At 69.4% G+C, this 15,844-nt stretch carries 15 protein-coding genes; 6 read left to right on the forward strand and 9 right to left on the reverse strand.

The genetic code is table 11. The annotated features are described in order from the left end of the window. Positions 1–185 precede the first annotated feature (185 nt). The gene (gene mqo / locus LGR69_RS22945) at positions 186–1,916 is read left to right on the forward strand and encodes a malate dehydrogenase (quinone) (protein WP_230367445.1); all 1,731 of its coding nucleotides are present in this window, start codon (positions 186–188) and stop codon (positions 1,914–1,916) included. 52 nt (positions 1,917–1,968) lie between these two features. On the opposite strand, the gene LGR69_RS22950 is transcribed toward mqo, so the two are convergent. Beyond that, positions 1,969–2,238 (reverse strand): hypothetical protein, encoded by a 270-nt coding sequence (locus LGR69_RS22950; RefSeq protein ID WP_007566890.1) that lies wholly within the window; start codon positions 2,236–2,238, stop codon positions 1,969–1,971. Between the two features lie 134 nt (positions 2,239–2,372). Continuing rightward, the gene (locus tag LGR69_RS22955; protein WP_007566892.1) at positions 2,373–2,585 is read right to left on the reverse strand and encodes a hypothetical protein; all 213 of its coding nucleotides are present in this window, start codon (positions 2,583–2,585) and stop codon (positions 2,373–2,375) included. A gap of 363 nt (positions 2,586–2,948) precedes the next feature. Between LGR69_RS22955 and LGR69_RS22960 the strand changes: the two genes are divergently transcribed. Further along, positions 2,949–3,116 (forward strand): hypothetical protein, encoded by a 168-nt coding sequence (locus LGR69_RS22960; protein WP_007566894.1) that lies wholly within the window; start codon positions 2,949–2,951, stop codon positions 3,114–3,116. A 29-nt stretch (positions 3,117–3,145) separates the two neighbouring features. Here LGR69_RS22960 and LGR69_RS22965 read toward each other — a convergent pair whose 3' ends face one another. The 3 genes from LGR69_RS22965 to murI all read right to left on the reverse strand — a co-directional run bounded on the left by LGR69_RS22965 (position 3,146) and on the right by murI (position 5,120). Beyond that, complete coding sequence (locus tag LGR69_RS22965; protein WP_230367446.1) at positions 3,146–3,367, reverse strand: hypothetical protein; 222 nt, start codon at positions 3,365–3,367, stop codon at positions 3,146–3,148. A gap of 24 nt (positions 3,368–3,391) precedes the next feature. Beyond that, positions 3,392–4,108 (reverse strand): cache domain-containing protein, encoded by a 717-nt coding sequence (locus tag LGR69_RS22970; RefSeq protein WP_230367447.1) that lies wholly within the window; start codon positions 4,106–4,108, stop codon positions 3,392–3,394. Positions 4,109–4,244: 136 nt separating this feature from the next. Beyond that, the gene (gene murI, locus LGR69_RS22975) at positions 4,245–5,120 is read right to left on the reverse strand and encodes a glutamate racemase (RefSeq protein WP_230367448.1); all 876 of its coding nucleotides are present in this window, start codon (positions 5,118–5,120) and stop codon (positions 4,245–4,247) included. Positions 5,121–5,381: 261 nt separating this feature from the next. Here murI and egtB point away from each other — a divergent pair, with 261 nt between their 5' ends. The 3 genes from egtB to LGR69_RS22990 are packed head-to-tail and all read left to right on the forward strand — an operon-like array spanning position 5,382 to position 8,700. Then, on the forward strand, positions 5,382–6,650 hold the full coding sequence (egtB, locus tag LGR69_RS22980; protein WP_007566902.1) for an ergothioneine biosynthesis protein EgtB: 1,269 nt from the start codon (positions 5,382–5,384) through the stop codon (positions 6,648–6,650). Positions 6,651–6,667: 17 nt separating this feature from the next. After that, the gene (gene egtD / locus LGR69_RS22985) at positions 6,668–7,642 is read left to right on the forward strand and encodes an L-histidine N(alpha)-methyltransferase (RefSeq protein WP_230367449.1); all 975 of its coding nucleotides are present in this window, start codon (positions 6,668–6,670) and stop codon (positions 7,640–7,642) included. Between the two features lie 41 nt (positions 7,643–7,683). Continuing rightward, positions 7,684–8,700 carry an adenylate/guanylate cyclase domain-containing protein gene (locus LGR69_RS22990; protein ID WP_230367450.1) on the forward strand — a complete coding sequence of 339 codons (1,017 nt, stop codon included), beginning with the start codon at positions 7,684–7,686 and terminating at the stop codon, positions 8,698–8,700. Here LGR69_RS22990 and LGR69_RS22995 read toward each other — a convergent pair. The 4 genes from LGR69_RS22995 to clpS form a co-directional block, all read right to left on the reverse strand. Further along, positions 8,697–9,995, reverse strand: coding sequence for a flavin monoamine oxidase family protein (locus LGR69_RS22995; protein ID WP_230367451.1), 1,299 nt, complete (start codon positions 9,993–9,995; stop codon positions 8,697–8,699). The two genes, LGR69_RS22990 and LGR69_RS22995, sit on opposite strands and share 4 nt — an antisense overlap. A 78-nt stretch (positions 9,996–10,073) precedes the next feature. Then, positions 10,074–10,358: a hypothetical protein gene (locus tag LGR69_RS23000; RefSeq protein WP_007566909.1), complete on the reverse strand. Its 285-nt coding sequence runs from the start codon at positions 10,356–10,358 to the stop codon at positions 10,074–10,076. Positions 10,359–10,449: 91 nt separating this feature from the next. Further along, complete coding sequence (clpA, locus tag LGR69_RS23005) at positions 10,450–12,945, reverse strand: ATP-dependent Clp protease ATP-binding subunit ClpA (RefSeq protein WP_230367452.1); 2,496 nt, start codon at positions 12,943–12,945, stop codon at positions 10,450–10,452. Positions 12,946–12,982: 37 nt separating this feature from the next. After that, positions 12,983–13,384: an ATP-dependent Clp protease adapter ClpS gene (gene clpS / locus LGR69_RS23010; protein WP_007566913.1), complete on the reverse strand. Its 402-nt coding sequence runs from the start codon at positions 13,382–13,384 to the stop codon at positions 12,983–12,985. Positions 13,385–14,265: 881 nt separating this feature from the next. Between clpS and LGR69_RS23015 the strand changes: the two genes are divergently transcribed. Then, positions 14,266–15,738: an SPOR domain-containing protein gene (locus LGR69_RS23015; protein WP_007569308.1), complete on the forward strand. Its 1,473-nt coding sequence runs from the start codon at positions 14,266–14,268 to the stop codon at positions 15,736–15,738. Positions 15,739–15,844: the final 106 nt, after the last annotated feature.

Raw genomic sequence — 15,844 nt, forward strand, 5'->3', positions numbered from 1 at the left:
CTGATCGGCCGCTAGACAAAAAACGATCGCACAAGATCGATCGATCACGCGTCGCGTGCCGCACCATCTGCGGGGGAACGTTCTGGAAGGCTGGACGCGCGGGGCTCCCGGCGCGTCGCTCCGACGCCTTCTGTACCGGGAAGTGCCAGACGCGCCTGCCCGGTCCGCAACCGTGAGATTTGGCGATGCGTGCCGACGATAAGAACAAGCCCCGGTCCGAGCGCTCGCCGCAGGACACGCTCGCCTTCAGCCGGCGGCAGCTTCTCGGAACGGCGGCGACCGGGCTCGCCGTGGCCGCGCTCCCCGGCAGCCTGGCTTTCGCCGACGGCGCCGACGGCAAGGTCGACGTGCTGCTGATCGGCGGCGGCATCATGAGCGCCACCCTCGGCGTGTGGCTCAATCAGCTGGAGCCGACCTGGTCGATCCAGATGGTCGAGCGCCTGGACCAGGTCGCCCTGGAGAGCTCGAACGGCTGGAACAACGCCGGCACCGGCCATTCCGCCCTCGCGGAGCTGAACTACACCCCCGAGAAGAAGAACGGCCAGGTCGAGATCGCCAAGGCGGTGGAGATCAACGAGGCCTTCCAGGTCACGCGCCAGTTCCTGGCCTCGCTGGTCAAGACCGGCGTCCTGAAGAACCCCCATTCCTTCATCAACTACACCCCGCACATGAGCTTCGTCTGGGGCGACGACAACATCGCCTACCTGAAGAAGCGCTGGGAGGCCCTGAAGGCCAGCCCGCTGTTCGCCGGCATGGAATATTCCACCGATCCGGAGCAGCTCAAGAAATGGGTGCCCCTGATGATGGAGGGGCGCGACCCGAACCAGAAAGTCGCCGCCACCTGGTCGCCGCTCGGCACCGATGTCGAGTGGGGTGAGGTCACCCGCCAGTACGTCGCGTATCTGCAGGGTCAGCCAACCTTCAAGCTGAACCTCTCCACCGAGGTCGAGGGCATCACCAAGAACGCGGACGGCTCCTGGCGCGTCACCTCCCGCAACACCAAGGACGGGTCGCGGCGCAGCGTCGACGCCAAGTTCGTGTTCATCGGCGCCGGCGGCGGCGCCCTGCACCTGCTGCAGAAGTCGGGCATCCCGGAGGGCGACGACTATGCCGGCTTCCCGGTCGGCGGCTCGTTCCTGATCAACGAGAACCCGGACGTGGCGACGCTGCACCTCGCCAAGGCCTACGGCAAGGCGTCGGTGGGCTCGCCGCCGATGTCGGTGCCGCACCTCGACACCCGCGTGCTCGGCGGCAAGCGCGTGATCCTGTTCGGCCCGTTCGCGACCTTCTCGACCAAGTTCCTCAAGGAGGGCTCGTATCTCGACCTCCTCAGCTCGACCACGACCAGCAACATCTGGCCGATGGTCCGGGTCGGCGTCGACGAGTTCCCGCTGGTCGAGTACTTGGCCGGCCAGCTCATGCTGTCGGACGACGACCGGATCGCGGCCCTGCGCGAGTACTTCCCGAAGGCCAAGAAGGAGGAGTGGCGCCTCTGGCAGGCCGGTCAGCGCGTGCAGATCATCAAGCGCGACAAGGACAAGGGCGGCGTGCTGAAGCTCGGCACCGAGATCGTCAACGCCAAGGACGGCAGCATCGCCGCCCTGCTCGGCGCCTCGCCCGGCGCCTCGACGGCGGCGCCGATCATGCTGCAGGTGCTCGAGAAGGTGTTCGCCAAGAACGTCGCGACGCCCGAATGGCAGGCCAAGATCAAGCAGATCGTCCCGAGCTACGGCACCAAGCTCAACGACGATCCGGATCGGGTCGCCGAGGAATGGGCCTATACCAGCGAGCAGCTGCAGCTGCCGGCCCCGCCGCAGATCGACAAGGCGGTGCTCAAGGCCGTCCCGACCAGCCGCAACGTGCTCAACAGCAGCAACACGCCGGTTCCGGCGCCGGTCCACGACCTGGCCCCCTGAGAACCGTCGCGATCCCGGGTCTCGCGCAACCGCGAGGCTCGGGATCGGCCTGTCAGGCGGATCGAACCGCGGCCGCGGCGCCGGCGAGGTGGAGCCAGCCGAAATCCACCGGATAGCCGAGCCCGTGGAGCATCTTCACCCGCTTCCATGAGGCTGCGCGCGCCGAGGCCTCGTTCTGTCCGGCCTCGATCTCCGCGGCTTCCATCTCCTGAAGCTCCCGGGTCAGTTCCTCGCGCAGCCCCGCCGCCTTCATGGCGCCGAGCGCCGCCGTGAAGGCCTGTTCGGTGACCCGCACCTGATCGCAAATCTGACGCACGCTCATCAGTCCTGAGCCCTCTCGCGCTGCCGTTTGACTGCCGTCCTGCAGTGACGACGACCTAGCATCCGCGATGGCGACGGGAGATGTACGTCTTTCGTGCAGGCAGGTTCACTGTTCGATGCCGCAGAGCGCACCGCCTACCGCAGCGGGAGTGAGCCGAGGCGCTGCGCGACGCGGGATGGGCGGCGCCAGCGCCGCTTGCGCCCGAACCGCCTGCGCGGGTCCAGGATGCCGGATGCCAAATCATCCTTCTGGATGATCCGCGGTTGCACGGCGGCTCCGATCGCGACCAGCGCGGCCGATCCGACCAGAGCGATGATCGCGGCACCCCAGAAGAGACTCTCGAACATCTGGCTCTCCCGATCGCTCTATCCTCTTATAGGCATGATGTCTGATCTAAATTGCGGCAAAACCTGGGCAACGCGGATTATTTTGCACATTCATCAGTATCCGTCGGCCTCGCCTGATGGATCGTGCATGGCCGGGTGTTCCGATCATATTGAGCAGCCACCGGGTACCGGAAGCCGGCGCATCTCGGAGACGGACGCCCGACGCGCATCGGCAATGCGGGTTGTATGATTTACGAAGCGTTCATCTTGCAGGTGTCCCCTGAAGCGGTTGGAAGCCGCTCAAGACCTCCGGCGAACCGTGCTTTCTTCGACGGGCCGAGGCCCAGTCCGCAGGACCGACCGCGAAACAGGGATACGCAAGCGATGCCGCGCGAGACCGAGACCACGACCCAAGAGCCGATCATGGAGCTGTGGCGGATCCTGGCGCTCGCGCTGATCGTCGCCGCCGGGATGCTGTTCGTCCACCTGATCGTGCCGGCCGAGGCCGAAGCCGCCGGCCAGGCGGGCGGCACCGTCACGACCATCCGGTAGCCGGCCCCCGGCACCGCCCGCGCCGCCCGTCAGGGGAGCGGCGGCCATAACGCGCCCGGGTCCAGGGAGAACACGGCGTCGGCGAACTCCGTCGGCGTCAGCCCGATCAGCAGGATGGCCGCCAGGATGGCGGCTGCGGGGAGCAGGACGTTCGCGACGCGCTCGGGATCGATCTGCGCCGAGCGCAGCACCATGCAGCCGGCGGTGAAGGTCGCCGCCTCCGTCAGCGGCAGGAGCTGCGCCAGGGCCACGCGTGGCCGTCCGGATCCGGCCGCCTACTCGGCTCCCGCCGTTCGCAGGCCCGCGGAATCCAGGGCGGCCGTGGCGGCCCGGATATCGCGCCGCGCCTGCGCGATGGCCGCCGCCTTCGCATCGCCCTGCGCGTTGAGCGCTTCCAGGAAGGCGATCCAGTCCGCCCGTGCCTGGCTCGGGATCTTTTCATCGAGCGTCTGCCGCAGCTGGGCGACCCGGCCATCCGGCGTCGCCGCCGCGGGCGCCGCCTGATCGGTATCGTAGACGCCCACCGCGCACATCTGGTCGCCGGCCCTGGTGTAATAGGTGGTCTTCGGCTCCTCGACCGTGCTGCCCGGCTTCGGGAACAGGTAATGGATCACCGCGATCTGACCGGGCTTGGCCGTCCCGAGCATGGTCTGGATGAAGTGGTTGCCGGTCCTGTCGTGCAGGTCGCGGACGTCGTGACCCTTCAGGATCGGGCTGGGATGGGCGGTCATGATCCCGTCCGGCCCGACACAGAACACGTAGGTGTCGGCGGTGCGGAAGCCGCGCGTCCCCGCGGTGAAGTCGGCCAACGCCCCGGCCGGGTCGGCCCGCAGCGCCTGGGCGACGCGCCCGAGCATCCAGGACGCGAAACCGTTCGGGCTCGGGTCATCGCAGGCGGTCGGGGCCTCGCCGTCGCCGCAGGCCAGAGCTGAGCCGGGCGGCTGCGCGATGCCCATCAGTGTTGCCACAAGCAGCGCCGTTCGCAGAGCCATACGACTCCCCCGAAATCAATACAGCCGCTCAGCCGAACCGATCAAAGACCGTGTCAGCAGATTATGCAAGAGCGGATTATTGATTTCGCGCGCCGAACAGGCAGGATCGAGCCGCCGGCAACCGGTCCGCGACCGGCTACTGCATCGTGAGCGGCATCGCCTCGACGGCGATCTCGCCGATCCCCCGGGCGGCCAGGGATGCGCGCAGCGGTGCGGACAGCGAGATGCCGGCCGTGAAGGCGCCGTGCACGGATCCGTCATGGTCCGCGTTCCGCCGGGCCGGGCCGATCAGCTGGACGACGCGGCGGGCGATGGCCGGAGCCGGGTCGATCCAGGCCACCGGCCAGGGCGCGAGGGCTTCGAGGCGCGCCAGCAGCAGCGGATAATGGGTGCAGGCGAGGCAGACCACGTCGGTGCGCCGTCCGTCGGGATCGGTGACGAAGCAGGGGGCGATCTCGGCCGCCAGGGCCGCGTCGTCGATCGGCGTGCCGGCGAGCTCGGCCTCGGCAAAGCCGGCGAGGTTCGGCGAGCCGACCAGGGTGACCGCGCAGGACCCGGCATAGGTCGCGATCAGGTCGTGGGTGTAGGAGCGCGCCACCGTGCCGGGGGTGGCCAGCAGGGAGATCAGGCCCGAGCGCGTCGCCGCGGCGGCCGGCTTGATCGGCGGCACCACGCCGACGAACGGCGTCGCGAAGCGCTGGCGCAGGGCCGGCAGGACCAGGGTCGAGGCGGTGTTGCAGGCGATCACGACGAGGTCGGGCCGGTGCGTCTCGAGAAGCCGCTCCATCACGGCCAGCACCCGGGCGACCAGGGCGGCCTCGGCGAGCCGGCCATACGGGAAGGCGGCGTCGTCGGCGGCGTAGACGTAGCGCCCATCGGGGCGGGCCCGGCGCACGGCATCCAGGACGGTGAGGCCGCCGAGCCCCGAGTCGAAGACCAGGATGGTCGGCTCGGGCGAAACGTGGAATGCCGCGGCGGACAGGGTGGCCCCGGCCATCAGATCGATCCGCATGGAAATTCTGGACTCCGCACTCAGCGCCTCGAATCTCGGTGCCGAGGGTTAAGGCCTCCTCACTACGGCGCAAGAAAGACCCGCGACCTTTCGTTCTCCCCGTTAACCTCCGGACCCGCGCCTGCGAAGGGGCCGGTGAGCCCGAGCGCAGGCGGATTCGCCAGCGGAGGTTGTCTGACCTCGGCAGGGACATATCTTCTGCGACCAAGCCTGGCGCCGACAAGACGGTTCCAGGAGACGCATCAATAGGGGAAGATCCGCATGGCAGCGACGGCGGCACTCCGCTCCGGCGACACGCGCGCGCAAACTGCAGCGGCGTTCCCGCCGCCCCCCGTGACGGCCCGGCCGGTCGACCGGGCCGCCTGGATCGCCGCCTACCGGCATGTCCGCAGCGAGACCGAGCGTCGCGCCGCGCCGCTCTCCGCGGAGGACCAGCAGGTCCAGTCGATGGCCGATGCCAGCCCGACCAAGTGGCACCGGGCGCATGTGACGTGGTTCTTCGAGCAGTTCCTGCTGCGCGAGCACCTGCCGGGCTACGCCATCTACGACGAGCGCCTGCACTACCTGTTCAATTCGTATTACGTGGCGGCCGGGCCGCGGCAGCCGCGCATCCAGCGGGGCATGATCACCCGCCCCACCATGGCCGAAGTGAGCGCCTACCGGGCGCATGTCGACCGGGCGGTCGAATCGCTGCTCGGCCAGGCCGCGGAGAGCGCCCTGGAGGCGGTCCTGCCGATCCTGGAGATCGGGCTCTATCACGAGCAGCAGCACCAGGAGCTCCTGCTCACCGACATCCTGCACGCCTTCGCGCAGAACCCGCTCGGGCCCGTCTACGAGTCCGCGTGGCGCTTTCCGGCGGCTTCGGGGCAGGGCGGCCAGGCCCAGCTCCCCCGCGGCATCGCCTGGATCGGGCACGAGGGCGACGGCTTCTCGTTCGACAACGAGTCGCCCCGCCACGAGGCGCTGATCCTGCCGGGCCGGATCGACAAGGCGCTGGTGACCAACCGCGAATGGCTCGCCTTCATGGAGGCCGGGGGCTACGCCAAGCCCGAGCTGTGGCTCTCGGACGGCTGGTATGCCGGCCAGGCCGAGGGCTGGGAGGCGCCGGGCTATTGGCGCCGGGACGGGGAGGGCTGGGCGACGATGACCCTCGGCGGCATCCGGCCCGTGGAGCTCGACGCGCCGGTCACCCACATCAGCTACTACGAAGCGGACGCCTATGCCCGCTGGGCCGGCCGGACCCTGCCGACCGAGTTCGAATGGGAGGTCGCGGCCCGGGACGGTGCCCTGCCGGACGCGTTCGGCCTCGTCTGGCAATGGACCCGCAGCGCCTACGCGGCCTATCCGGGCTACCGGCCGTTGCCGGGGGCCCTGGGCGAGTACAACGGCAAGTTCATGGTCAGCCAGTTCGTTCTGCGCGGCTCGTCCGTCGCCACGCCCGAGGGCCATGCGAGGCTGCCCTACCGCAACTTCTTCTATCCGCATCAGCGCTGGCAGTTCACCGGCCTGCGCCTCGCCGACGCCGCCTGACGCGCCCGGAGCCTCCCTTGACCGTCAAGCCCAGCTTTTCCGACGCGACTCCGGTCGCCCTGGACACACCCGAACTCGCCTTCCTCGCCGACGTGCAGGACGGCCTCGCGAAGACGCAAAAGGCGCTGTCGCCGAAATATTTCTACGATTCCGCCGGGTCCGATCTGTTCGAGGCGATCACGCGGCTGCCGGAATATTACCCGACCCGCACCGAGATCGGCATCCTCGATCGCAGCGGCCCGGAGATGGCCGCCCTGCTGCCGGCCCGGGCCGCGCTGGTCGAATTCGGCAGCGGCTCGACCAACAAGCTGCGGCGCCTGCTGCGCCACCTGGACAAGCTCGCCGCCTACGTGCCGGTGGACGTCTCCGGCGAGTTCCTGCGGTCCCAGGCGGAGGTGCTGAGCGGCGATTTTCCCCATCTCCGGGTCGAGCCGGTGGTGGCCGATTTCACCCGTGACTTCGATCTGCCCGAGAGCCTCGCCGGCATGCCCCGGGCCGGCTTCTTCCCGGGCTCGACCATCGGGAATTTCGAGCCGAGCGAGGCCGAGGAGCTGCTGCGGCGGTTCGGGCGGATCCTCGGGGAGGGGGCGCACATGATCGTGGGCGTCGACCTCGTGAAGGATGCCGCGATCCTGGAGCGGGCCTACGACGATGCCGCGGGCGTCACCGCGGCCTTCAACCTCAACCTGTTGACCCGGATCAACAGGGAACTCGCCGGACGCTTCGACCTCGGCGCCTTCTCCCATCGCGCCGTGTTCAACGCGGACGCATCGCGGATCGAGATGCATCTGGTCTCGGACGGCGCGCAGGAGGTGGCGATCGGGTCCGAGACCTTCTCGTTCGCGGCCGGCGAGACGATCCACACCGAGAGCAGCTACAAGTACACGGTCGAGACCTTCCGGGCTCTCGTGGAGCGGGCCGGCTGGACCTGGGTCCAGGTCTGGACCGACCCGGAGGGGTTGTTCTCGGTCCACGCGCTCCGGCAAGACTGACATCGGCGCCGCGAACCGGCGCGTGGGGTGAGGACGCCCGGATGCGTTTCAGCCCACGCTGGTTCTATCTCGTGGCCCCGGGGCTCGGCGCCCTGGCCGGCCTGCTCTACGGATCGATCTTTCCGGTCGGTCCGCTGCTCGGCTCGGCGATCCGCGGCGCGATCATCGGCACGCCGATCCTGCTCTACGAGCGCCGGCTCCTGTGGCCGCGGATGCGCGAGCGGGTGCGCCATCTCGCGACGCCGCTGTTCCTGCTCGCTACCGTGGCGCTCTACATCGCGATGATTGTCGTCGGCAACGCGCTCGCGAGCACAGTGCTGAACCGCCTGTTCCGCTTCATGTACAGCGAGCGGAACGCGATGCTGATGTCGCAATCGGGCCTGCTCTACGCGCTCGCGATCTCGGCCCTGGTGGTTTTCGTGTTCCGCGTGCGCGACCTGATCGGCCCGGGCGTCTTCGCCAACCTGCTGATCGGCCGCTACCATCGTCCGATCAGCGAGGAGCGGATCTTCCTGTTCCTCGACGTGACCGGCTCGACCCGCTTCGCCGACCGCCACGGCGACCGGGCCGCGCAGGCCTATCTCGGGCAGGTGTTCAACGCCCTGGCGCTGCCGGTCTCGCACGCGCGGGGCTCGATCGACGATTATATCGGCGACATGGCCCTGGTCACCTGGACGATCGAGCGGGGCATCCGGGATGCGGCCTGCCTGCGCTGCGTCTTCGATTTCGCCGCCCGGCTCGCCGACGAATCCGAGGCCTGGACCCAGCGCTTCGGGCAGGTCCCGGAATTCCGCGCCGCCCTGCATTGCGGGTCGGTGGTCACGGCCGAGGTCGGGCTCGAGCGTCACAAGATCGCGTATTTCGGCGATGTCGTGAACACCACCGCCCGGCTGGAGAGCCTGTCGAAGAGCCTCGGCGTGCACGTCCTCGTCTCGGCCGATCTCCTCAACCGGATCGGCCCTCTGCCGCCCGACCTGATCGCCGAGGATCTCGGCGCCCATTCGCTGCGGGGCCGGGACGCGCCCCTGGCGGTGGCGGCGATCCGTAAGCGGGACTAGGCGCCCAGCACCTTCAACACGTCGCGCGCCGCACGCGCGCCGTCGAGGGTGGCGCCGCCCACCGTCATCGCACCGCCGCCGGCCAGGGCCTCGCCGGCGACGAACACCCGCTCGCCGACCGGATCGCGCAGGCGGTCACGGGCCTCCGCGTGGCCGGGCGCGACGATCGAATACGAGCCGCGGGCATGGGGATCCGTCCACCAGCCGGCGAGCCGTCCGGCCTGGACCGCACCCTGCGCCTTCGACCCCAGGATCGAACCGAGCCGCTCGGTGGCGAGGGCGATGGCGGCGGGTTCGCCCGCCCGGCACAGGTCCCGGGCGAGGTCGCCGCCGAGATTGGCCACCGCGATGGCGCGGCCGAACGGGCCCATCTCGAAATACAGCGTCGGGCCGCCGGTGATCACCGACACCGCGTCACCCAGGGCCGCCGGGTCGACCTTCGTGGGGTCGAGGCGCAGACCGATCTTGGTGTAGGCGCCCATATGGAGGCCATCCAGCGCCGCCTCCGCGGGATCGGGCAGGCGCGGCGTGAACCTGATCGCACCGGCTTTCAGCACCCCCACCGGCACCGTGACGATCACGGCCGCCGCCGCGAGGGTGCCGTCCGCGGTCTCGATCCGGACGATCCTGTCCGACCAGTCGATCGCCCGGACCGGACAGCCGAGCCGCACCGGCAGATCGGCGAAGTGCCGCGCCACGAGGTCGCCGTAGCCGTCGACCCAGAGGTCGGTGCCGGACCAGAGCCGATCGTAATCCACCGCCGAGACCCGCTCGGGATCCTCGCCGAGCGACAGTCGGCTCAGCCCGGCCGCCGCCAGCTCGGCGTTCGGGCCGCCGGCCCGGGCCGCCTCGGCCAGCGAGGTGTCGCCGCCCTTCGGCGCCAGCAGGGCGTCGAGCCCGGAGAAGCCAGCGCGCCGGCTGGCATTCTCGGCCTCGGTCGCCGGCCTTCCATCGATGGTCAGCGTGCGCGCCCAGCCGCCTTCCTGCGCGAAGCGCACGCCGGCAGCCCGCGCCACCGGCGCCCAGGGATTGCGCTCGGCCCAGTGGATGTACTCGGCACCGGCATCGAAGCGGCAATCCGGGCCGAGCGACCGATCGGTGAAGGCGCGGCCGCCGATCCGGTCCCGCGCCTCGATCAGCAGGAAATCCTGTCCGGCCGCCCGCAGCGCCGATGCCGCCGCCAACCCGGCCGCGCCGGCCCCGATGACGACCACGGCTCCGCCCCGCGCCGCCGCCCGCAGGGCCGGTGCCGCCAGAACCGCCGAGGCCAGGATCGTGCGTCGGGTCGGACTCATGGCGTACCCGCTCGGATGCTGTTTTTGACCGGGACTCGTCCCAGGGCGGGCGGGCCGCCCGCGCCGATCCCGGAGGCGCTAGCCGCGCGCGCCCTGCGTACCGGAGCGCTTCTCCATCATGGTCTTGACCTGCATCAGCTGGTCCCAGACCTGGCCCGGCGAGGTCCCGAAGAAGTCGAAGCCGGCATTCACGCCGAGATAGATCCCGACGCAGATCAGCGGCACCAGCACCCAGGCCAGAACCTCCTCACCGCGGCGACGCCGTTGGCGGCGCCGACGGCGCTCCTCGCGCCGGGTCAGCTTCTGGGCAGGCGCAGGATGCGTGACGGGGGATAGAGGCCCCTCGTGCAGGTCTTCTGTCATCAGGCGCCCCCTCACCGCGGCGCGTTCGCGTCGCGGCGGTCATAGACCGGCAGGCCGTTGTCCGGAAGCCTGCCGGCCGGCGTGCGCGCCCTTATGCGCGGACGAGTGGCACCTTCGGCACGGTGCGGACGCCGCCGCCCGAGCCGCCACCACCCCCGCCGCCCTTGTCGTCCTTCGGCGTCTTCTTGCGCGTGGCCGCGCGGGGCTTGGCCCGCTTGTGCCGCTTGGCCGCGTTGGTGACGTCCGCCTCCGGCTTCGGCGTGACCGGTCCGGCCGGGAAGTCGAAGCCGAGGCTGTCCTTGGCGCCGGCCTTGGCCTCCTCGTCCTCGGGCTTGCGCACCACCACCCGGACGGCACCGCCATCCTTGAGCTTGCCGAACAGGACCTCGTCGGCGAGCGGCGTCTTGATGGTCGACTGGATCAGCCGCGCCATCGGGCGGGCGCCCATCGCGTCGTCGTAGCCATGCTCCACCAGCCAGGCCCGAGCCTCGTCCGAGAGCTCGATCGTGACGTTGCGGTCGGCGAGCTGCGCCTCGAGCTGGAGGACGAACTTGTCGACGACCTTGGCCACAACGTCCTTCGGCAGGTGGCCGAACGAGATGATCGCGTCGAGGCGGTTGCGGAATTCCGGCGCGAACAGCCGGTTGATCGCCTCGACGTCGTCGCCCGTCCGCTTGGCCTGGGTGAAGCCGTAGGCCGACTTCGCCAGGTCCGAGGCGCCCGCATTCGACGTCATGATGATGATGACGTTGCGGAAATCGACCTGCTTGCCGTTGTGGTCGGTGAGCTTGCCGTGGTCCATCACCTGCAACAGGATGTTGAACAGGTCCGGGTGGGCCTTCTCGATCTCGTCGAGCAGCAGCACGCAATGCGGATGCTGGTCGATCCCGTCGGTGAGCAGGCCGCCCTGGTCGAAGCCGACATAGCCGGGGGGCGCGCCGATCAGGCGGCTGACCGTGTGGCGTTCCATGTATTCCGACATGTCGAACCGCAGCATCTCGACGCCCAGCGACGCGGCGAGCTGCTTGGCGGCCTCGGTCTTGCCGACGCCGGTCGGCCCCGCGAACAGGTACGAGCCGATCGGCTTGTCCGGGTCGCGCAGGCCGGCGCGCGCCAGCTTGATCGCCGAGGTCAGCGCCTCGATGGCGCTCGGCTGGCCGTAGACCACCCGCTTCAGGTTCTCGGTGAGGTGCTGGAGCACCACCGCGTCGTCCTTCGAGACGGTCTTGGGGGGGATGCGGGCCATCGTGGCGATGGTCGCCTCAATCTCCTTGATCCCGATGGTGCGCTTGCGGCGCGCCTCCGGCACCAGCATCTGCGAGGCGCCGGTCTCGTCGATCACGTCGATCGCCTTGTCGGGCAGCTTGCGGTCGTTGATGTAGCGGGCCGACAGCTCCACCGCGGCCTTCACGGCCTCGGTCGTGTACTTGAGCTTGTGGAACTCCTCGAAATACGGGCGCAGGCCCTTCACGATCTCGATCGTGTCCGGGATCGACGGCTCGTTGACGTCGATCTTCTGGAACCGGCGCACCAGGGCGCGGTCCTTCTCGAAGTACTGGCGGTACTCCTTGTAGGTGGTCGAGCCGATGCAGCGCAGGGTGCCCGAGGCCAGCGCCGGCTTGAGCAGGTTCGACGCGTCCATGGCGCCGCCCGAGGTCGCACCGGCGCCGATCACCGTGTGGATCTCGTCGATGAACATGATCGCGTTCGGGTGCGCCTCGATCTCCTTCATGACCTGTTTGAGGCGCTCCTCGAAGTCGCCCCGGTAGCGGGTGCCGGCCAGCAGCGTGCCCATGTCGAGGGAGAACACGGTGGCGTCCGCCAGGACCTCCGGCACCTCGTGCTGGATGATCTTGCGGGCGAGCCCTTCCGCGATCGCGGTCTTGCCGACGCCGGGGTCGCCCACCAGCAACGGGTTATTCTTCTGGCGGCGGCAGAGCACCTGGATCGTGCGCTCGACCTCGGAATGGCGGCCGATCAGCGGGTCGATCTTGCCGTCGCGCGCCTTCTTGTTGAGGTTGACGCAGTAGGCGTCCAGCGCGTCGCCCTTCTTCTTCGCGCCGCCGCGGGGATCGCCTTCGTCGCTCGGACGCTCGGCGGCGCCTTCCTCCTCGGCACCGCGCACGGGCTTCGCTTCGGACGCGCCGGGGCGCTTGGCGATGCCGTGGCTGATGTAGTTGACCGCGTCGTAGCGGGTCATGTCCTGCTCTTGCAGGAAGTAGGCGGCGTGGCTCTCGCGCTCGGCGAAGATCGCCACCAGCACGTTGGCGCCGGTAACCTCCTCGCGGCCCGAGGACTGGACATGGATCACCGCGCGCTGGATCACGCGCTGGAAGCCGGCCGTCGGCTTGGCGTCCTGGCGTCCGTCGCCGGTCAGGTTCGAGAGCTCGGTGTCGACGTAATCGACCAGGCTGCGCTTGAGCGTGTCGATCTCGACGTTGCAGGCGCGCATGACAGCGGCCGCATCCTGGTCATCCACAAGGGCGAGCAGGAGATGCTCCAGCGTCGCGTATTCGTGCCGTCGCTCGCCAGCGAGCGCCAGGGCTCGGTGGAGGGCTTGTTCTAGGCTGCGTGAGAAGCTTGGCAAAGCTGGCCTCTGTGTGGGTGCCTACCGCGAACGGCGCCTATTTCTTTTCCATAACGCACTGGAGAGGATGTTGGTGTTTGCGCGCGAAGTCCATGACCTGCGTCACCTTGGTCTCCGCCACCTCGTAGGTGAAGACCCCACACTCACCGACCCCGTTCTGATGCACGTGCATCATGATGTGGTAGGCGTCCTCGTGGCTCTTGTTGAAGAAACGTTCGACCACCAGCACGACGAATTCCATCGGCGTATAGTCGTCGTTCAGAAGGAGTACCCGGTACAGGCTCGGCTTCTTGGTCTTCGGCTTGGTGCGGGTGATGATCGCGGTGTTGGACCGGTCGTCGCCGCCCGGGGCGCGCGAACCGGAGGCCGTGATCGCCAAGCGCGCCGGCCGTTGAAGCGTCGTCGATATCGCGGTGCCCTGCAGGGGGACCTGTGTCATGTGCGTCGAACCGATCCCTCGATTGGAGCGGGCGTCGCCGGCCCCCAATACCGATCCTGTCACAACCCTGCCGGGAGCGGCGTCTGGGCCAGTGGACATTAATCTACAGATCGTGAGGCCACTTCGCCAGACGCCTGCGCGCACTTGTCCGCCCCGCAAAGCTTGCGCCACGCGCATCGCCCTCGCACCGCCGGGCGAAGGGGAGGGCGACGGGCTCGCCTGATCGGACCGGCCGCGGGCGTCAGGCATGTCCCGACTCGGCCATGGCGGCGATCGGACTCTCCTCTCCCTGCCTCGATCCCATCGTCAGACATCGACTCGTGCAGACCGCGACGTGCCCCCTCTCCCGAGCGGGAGAGGGCTGGGGTGAGGGACCAGGGTCTTCCGGAGAGGTCGCACGCCTCACCCTGTCCCTCTCCCGCACTGGAGAGGTGACCCGCGCCACATCCGACATCGTACGGATGGGGCAACCTCGCCGTCGGCGCGACCGAGATCCCGGCCAGGGTGCATCCTGCCCAGCCCGCACGATGTGGGATGACGTTTGCCGCACAAAAAAACCGGCCCGCGGCGTGTGAATCGCGTGGGTGTCGGGGAGGGCGGGGGATCGCTGCATGGCCGGCCTCCAGCTTGCCGTCGCCGGGCCGGCCCGACTCGGCCGAGTCCGGCGGCGAAACCGGGTCTGCCCGAAGATTGTGCGTCGCATCCGCCATCGTCAAGCCGCGCCCGGAACGACACGATTCGGAAGTCGCGGGGTTCGCATTAACGGGCCTGTAACTGCACCCGCCTAATTCTCAAACGATGCAGCGGGGCCACGCAGTCAGCGTCGGCCAGCACCAGAGATACGACCGGCCAGAGCCGGTCTCGCGAGGCAATCAGGCGTGATGCGTAGCGTTGTAGGCCGCTCCCGGACGATCCCCGCGCTGCCGGCCGCCCTGGCGGCCGCCGCGGTCCTGACCGCCCTGGCCGCCCCGGCCGAGGCCCGGCGCGGGCGGCATCACCATCACCACGCGGCCAGCGGCGGCTACAACCCGCCCTACGCCGCCATGGTGGTGGACGTGAAGAGCGGGAAGACGCTGCACGCGGTCAACGAGGACGCGCTGCGCCACCCGGCCTCGATCACCAAGGTCATGACGCTCTACATGCTGTTCGAGCAGATGGAGCGCGGCAAGTTCGCCCTGGATTCCGACCTGACCATCTCGGCCCACGCCGCCGCCCAGGCGCCCTCGAAGCTCGGCCTGCGCCCCGGCCAGACCATCACGGTCGAGGACGCGATCAAGGCGATCGTCACCAAGTCGGCCAACGACGTGGCCTGCGCGATCGGCGAGAACATCGCCGGCTCCGAGGAGCGCTTCGCCCAGATGATGACCGCCAAGGCGCATGCGCTCGGCATGAGCCGGACGCGCTACGCCAATGCGTCGGGCCTCCCGGATCCCGACCAGCTCACCACCGCCCGGGACCTGACCGTCCTGGCCCGGGCGATCCAGGACCGGTTCCCGCACTATTACCGCTACTTCCAGACCCGCTCCTTCGCGTTTCGCGGCCGGGTAATCGGCAACCACAATCACCTGCTCGGCAACGTCCAGGGCGTGGACGGGATCAAGACCGGTTACACCCGCGATTCCGGCTTCAACCTGATGACGGCGGCCAAATCCGAGGGCCGCCAGATCGTGGCGATCGTGCTCGGCGGCAAGTCGGGCGCCAGCCGCGACCGGATCATGGCCGACCTCGTCCGCTCCAGCCTGCCGCGGGCCTTCGCCGGCGCCCGCCAGGCGCCGCCGGTCACCGAGGTCGCCGAGCGCGCCCGGCCGGCGGTCGTGGCGGACGCGGTCTCGCGCACCCGCACGCAGGTCGCCTCGGCCGACGACGACGATGTCGAGACAACCGGCACCACCGGCGAGCCCCTGGACATCACGCCCTCCCGGGCGACCACGACGCCGGGCGGCACCTGGAAGCCCGGCCCGCAGGCTCTGCCGAAGGCGGCCCAGGCCTATGCCGGCACCAGCAGCGCACAGGCGCCGTTCCCCGGCGCGTCGAAGACCGTGGCCCGGATGGCGTCCTCGGAGCGCGACGAGCCACCGAAGGCGATCACCGGAACCCGTGTCGTCCCCACCGCCTGGGTGATCCAGCTCGGGGCCATGGACGACGAGGCCAAGGCCCGCTCGATGCTCTCCGAGGCGCGCGCCAAGGCCGGGGGCAGCCTGTCCAAGGCGGCGCCGTACACGGTCAAGGTCGAGCATGGCGGGACCACGCTCTACCGCGCCCGCTTCTCCGGCTTCTCGGAGCAGGACGCCGCGCAGGATGCCTGCACGGCCCTGAAGCGCAGCGGCTTCAGCTGCTTCGCGACCCGCAGCTGAACCACCTCAACAACCAGCGTCGCGCCCGACGGGTGCGCCGACACGGCGGAGTCGCGGCTGTGTTTGCCCGCGGCTGCGAATCAGTAAGTATCTGACAACGCGCGTG

Origin of the sequence: Methylobacterium brachiatum, assembly GCF_020523825.1 — a bacterium.
Lineage (GTDB): Bacteria > Pseudomonadota > Alphaproteobacteria > Rhizobiales > Beijerinckiaceae > Methylobacterium > Methylobacterium brachiatum.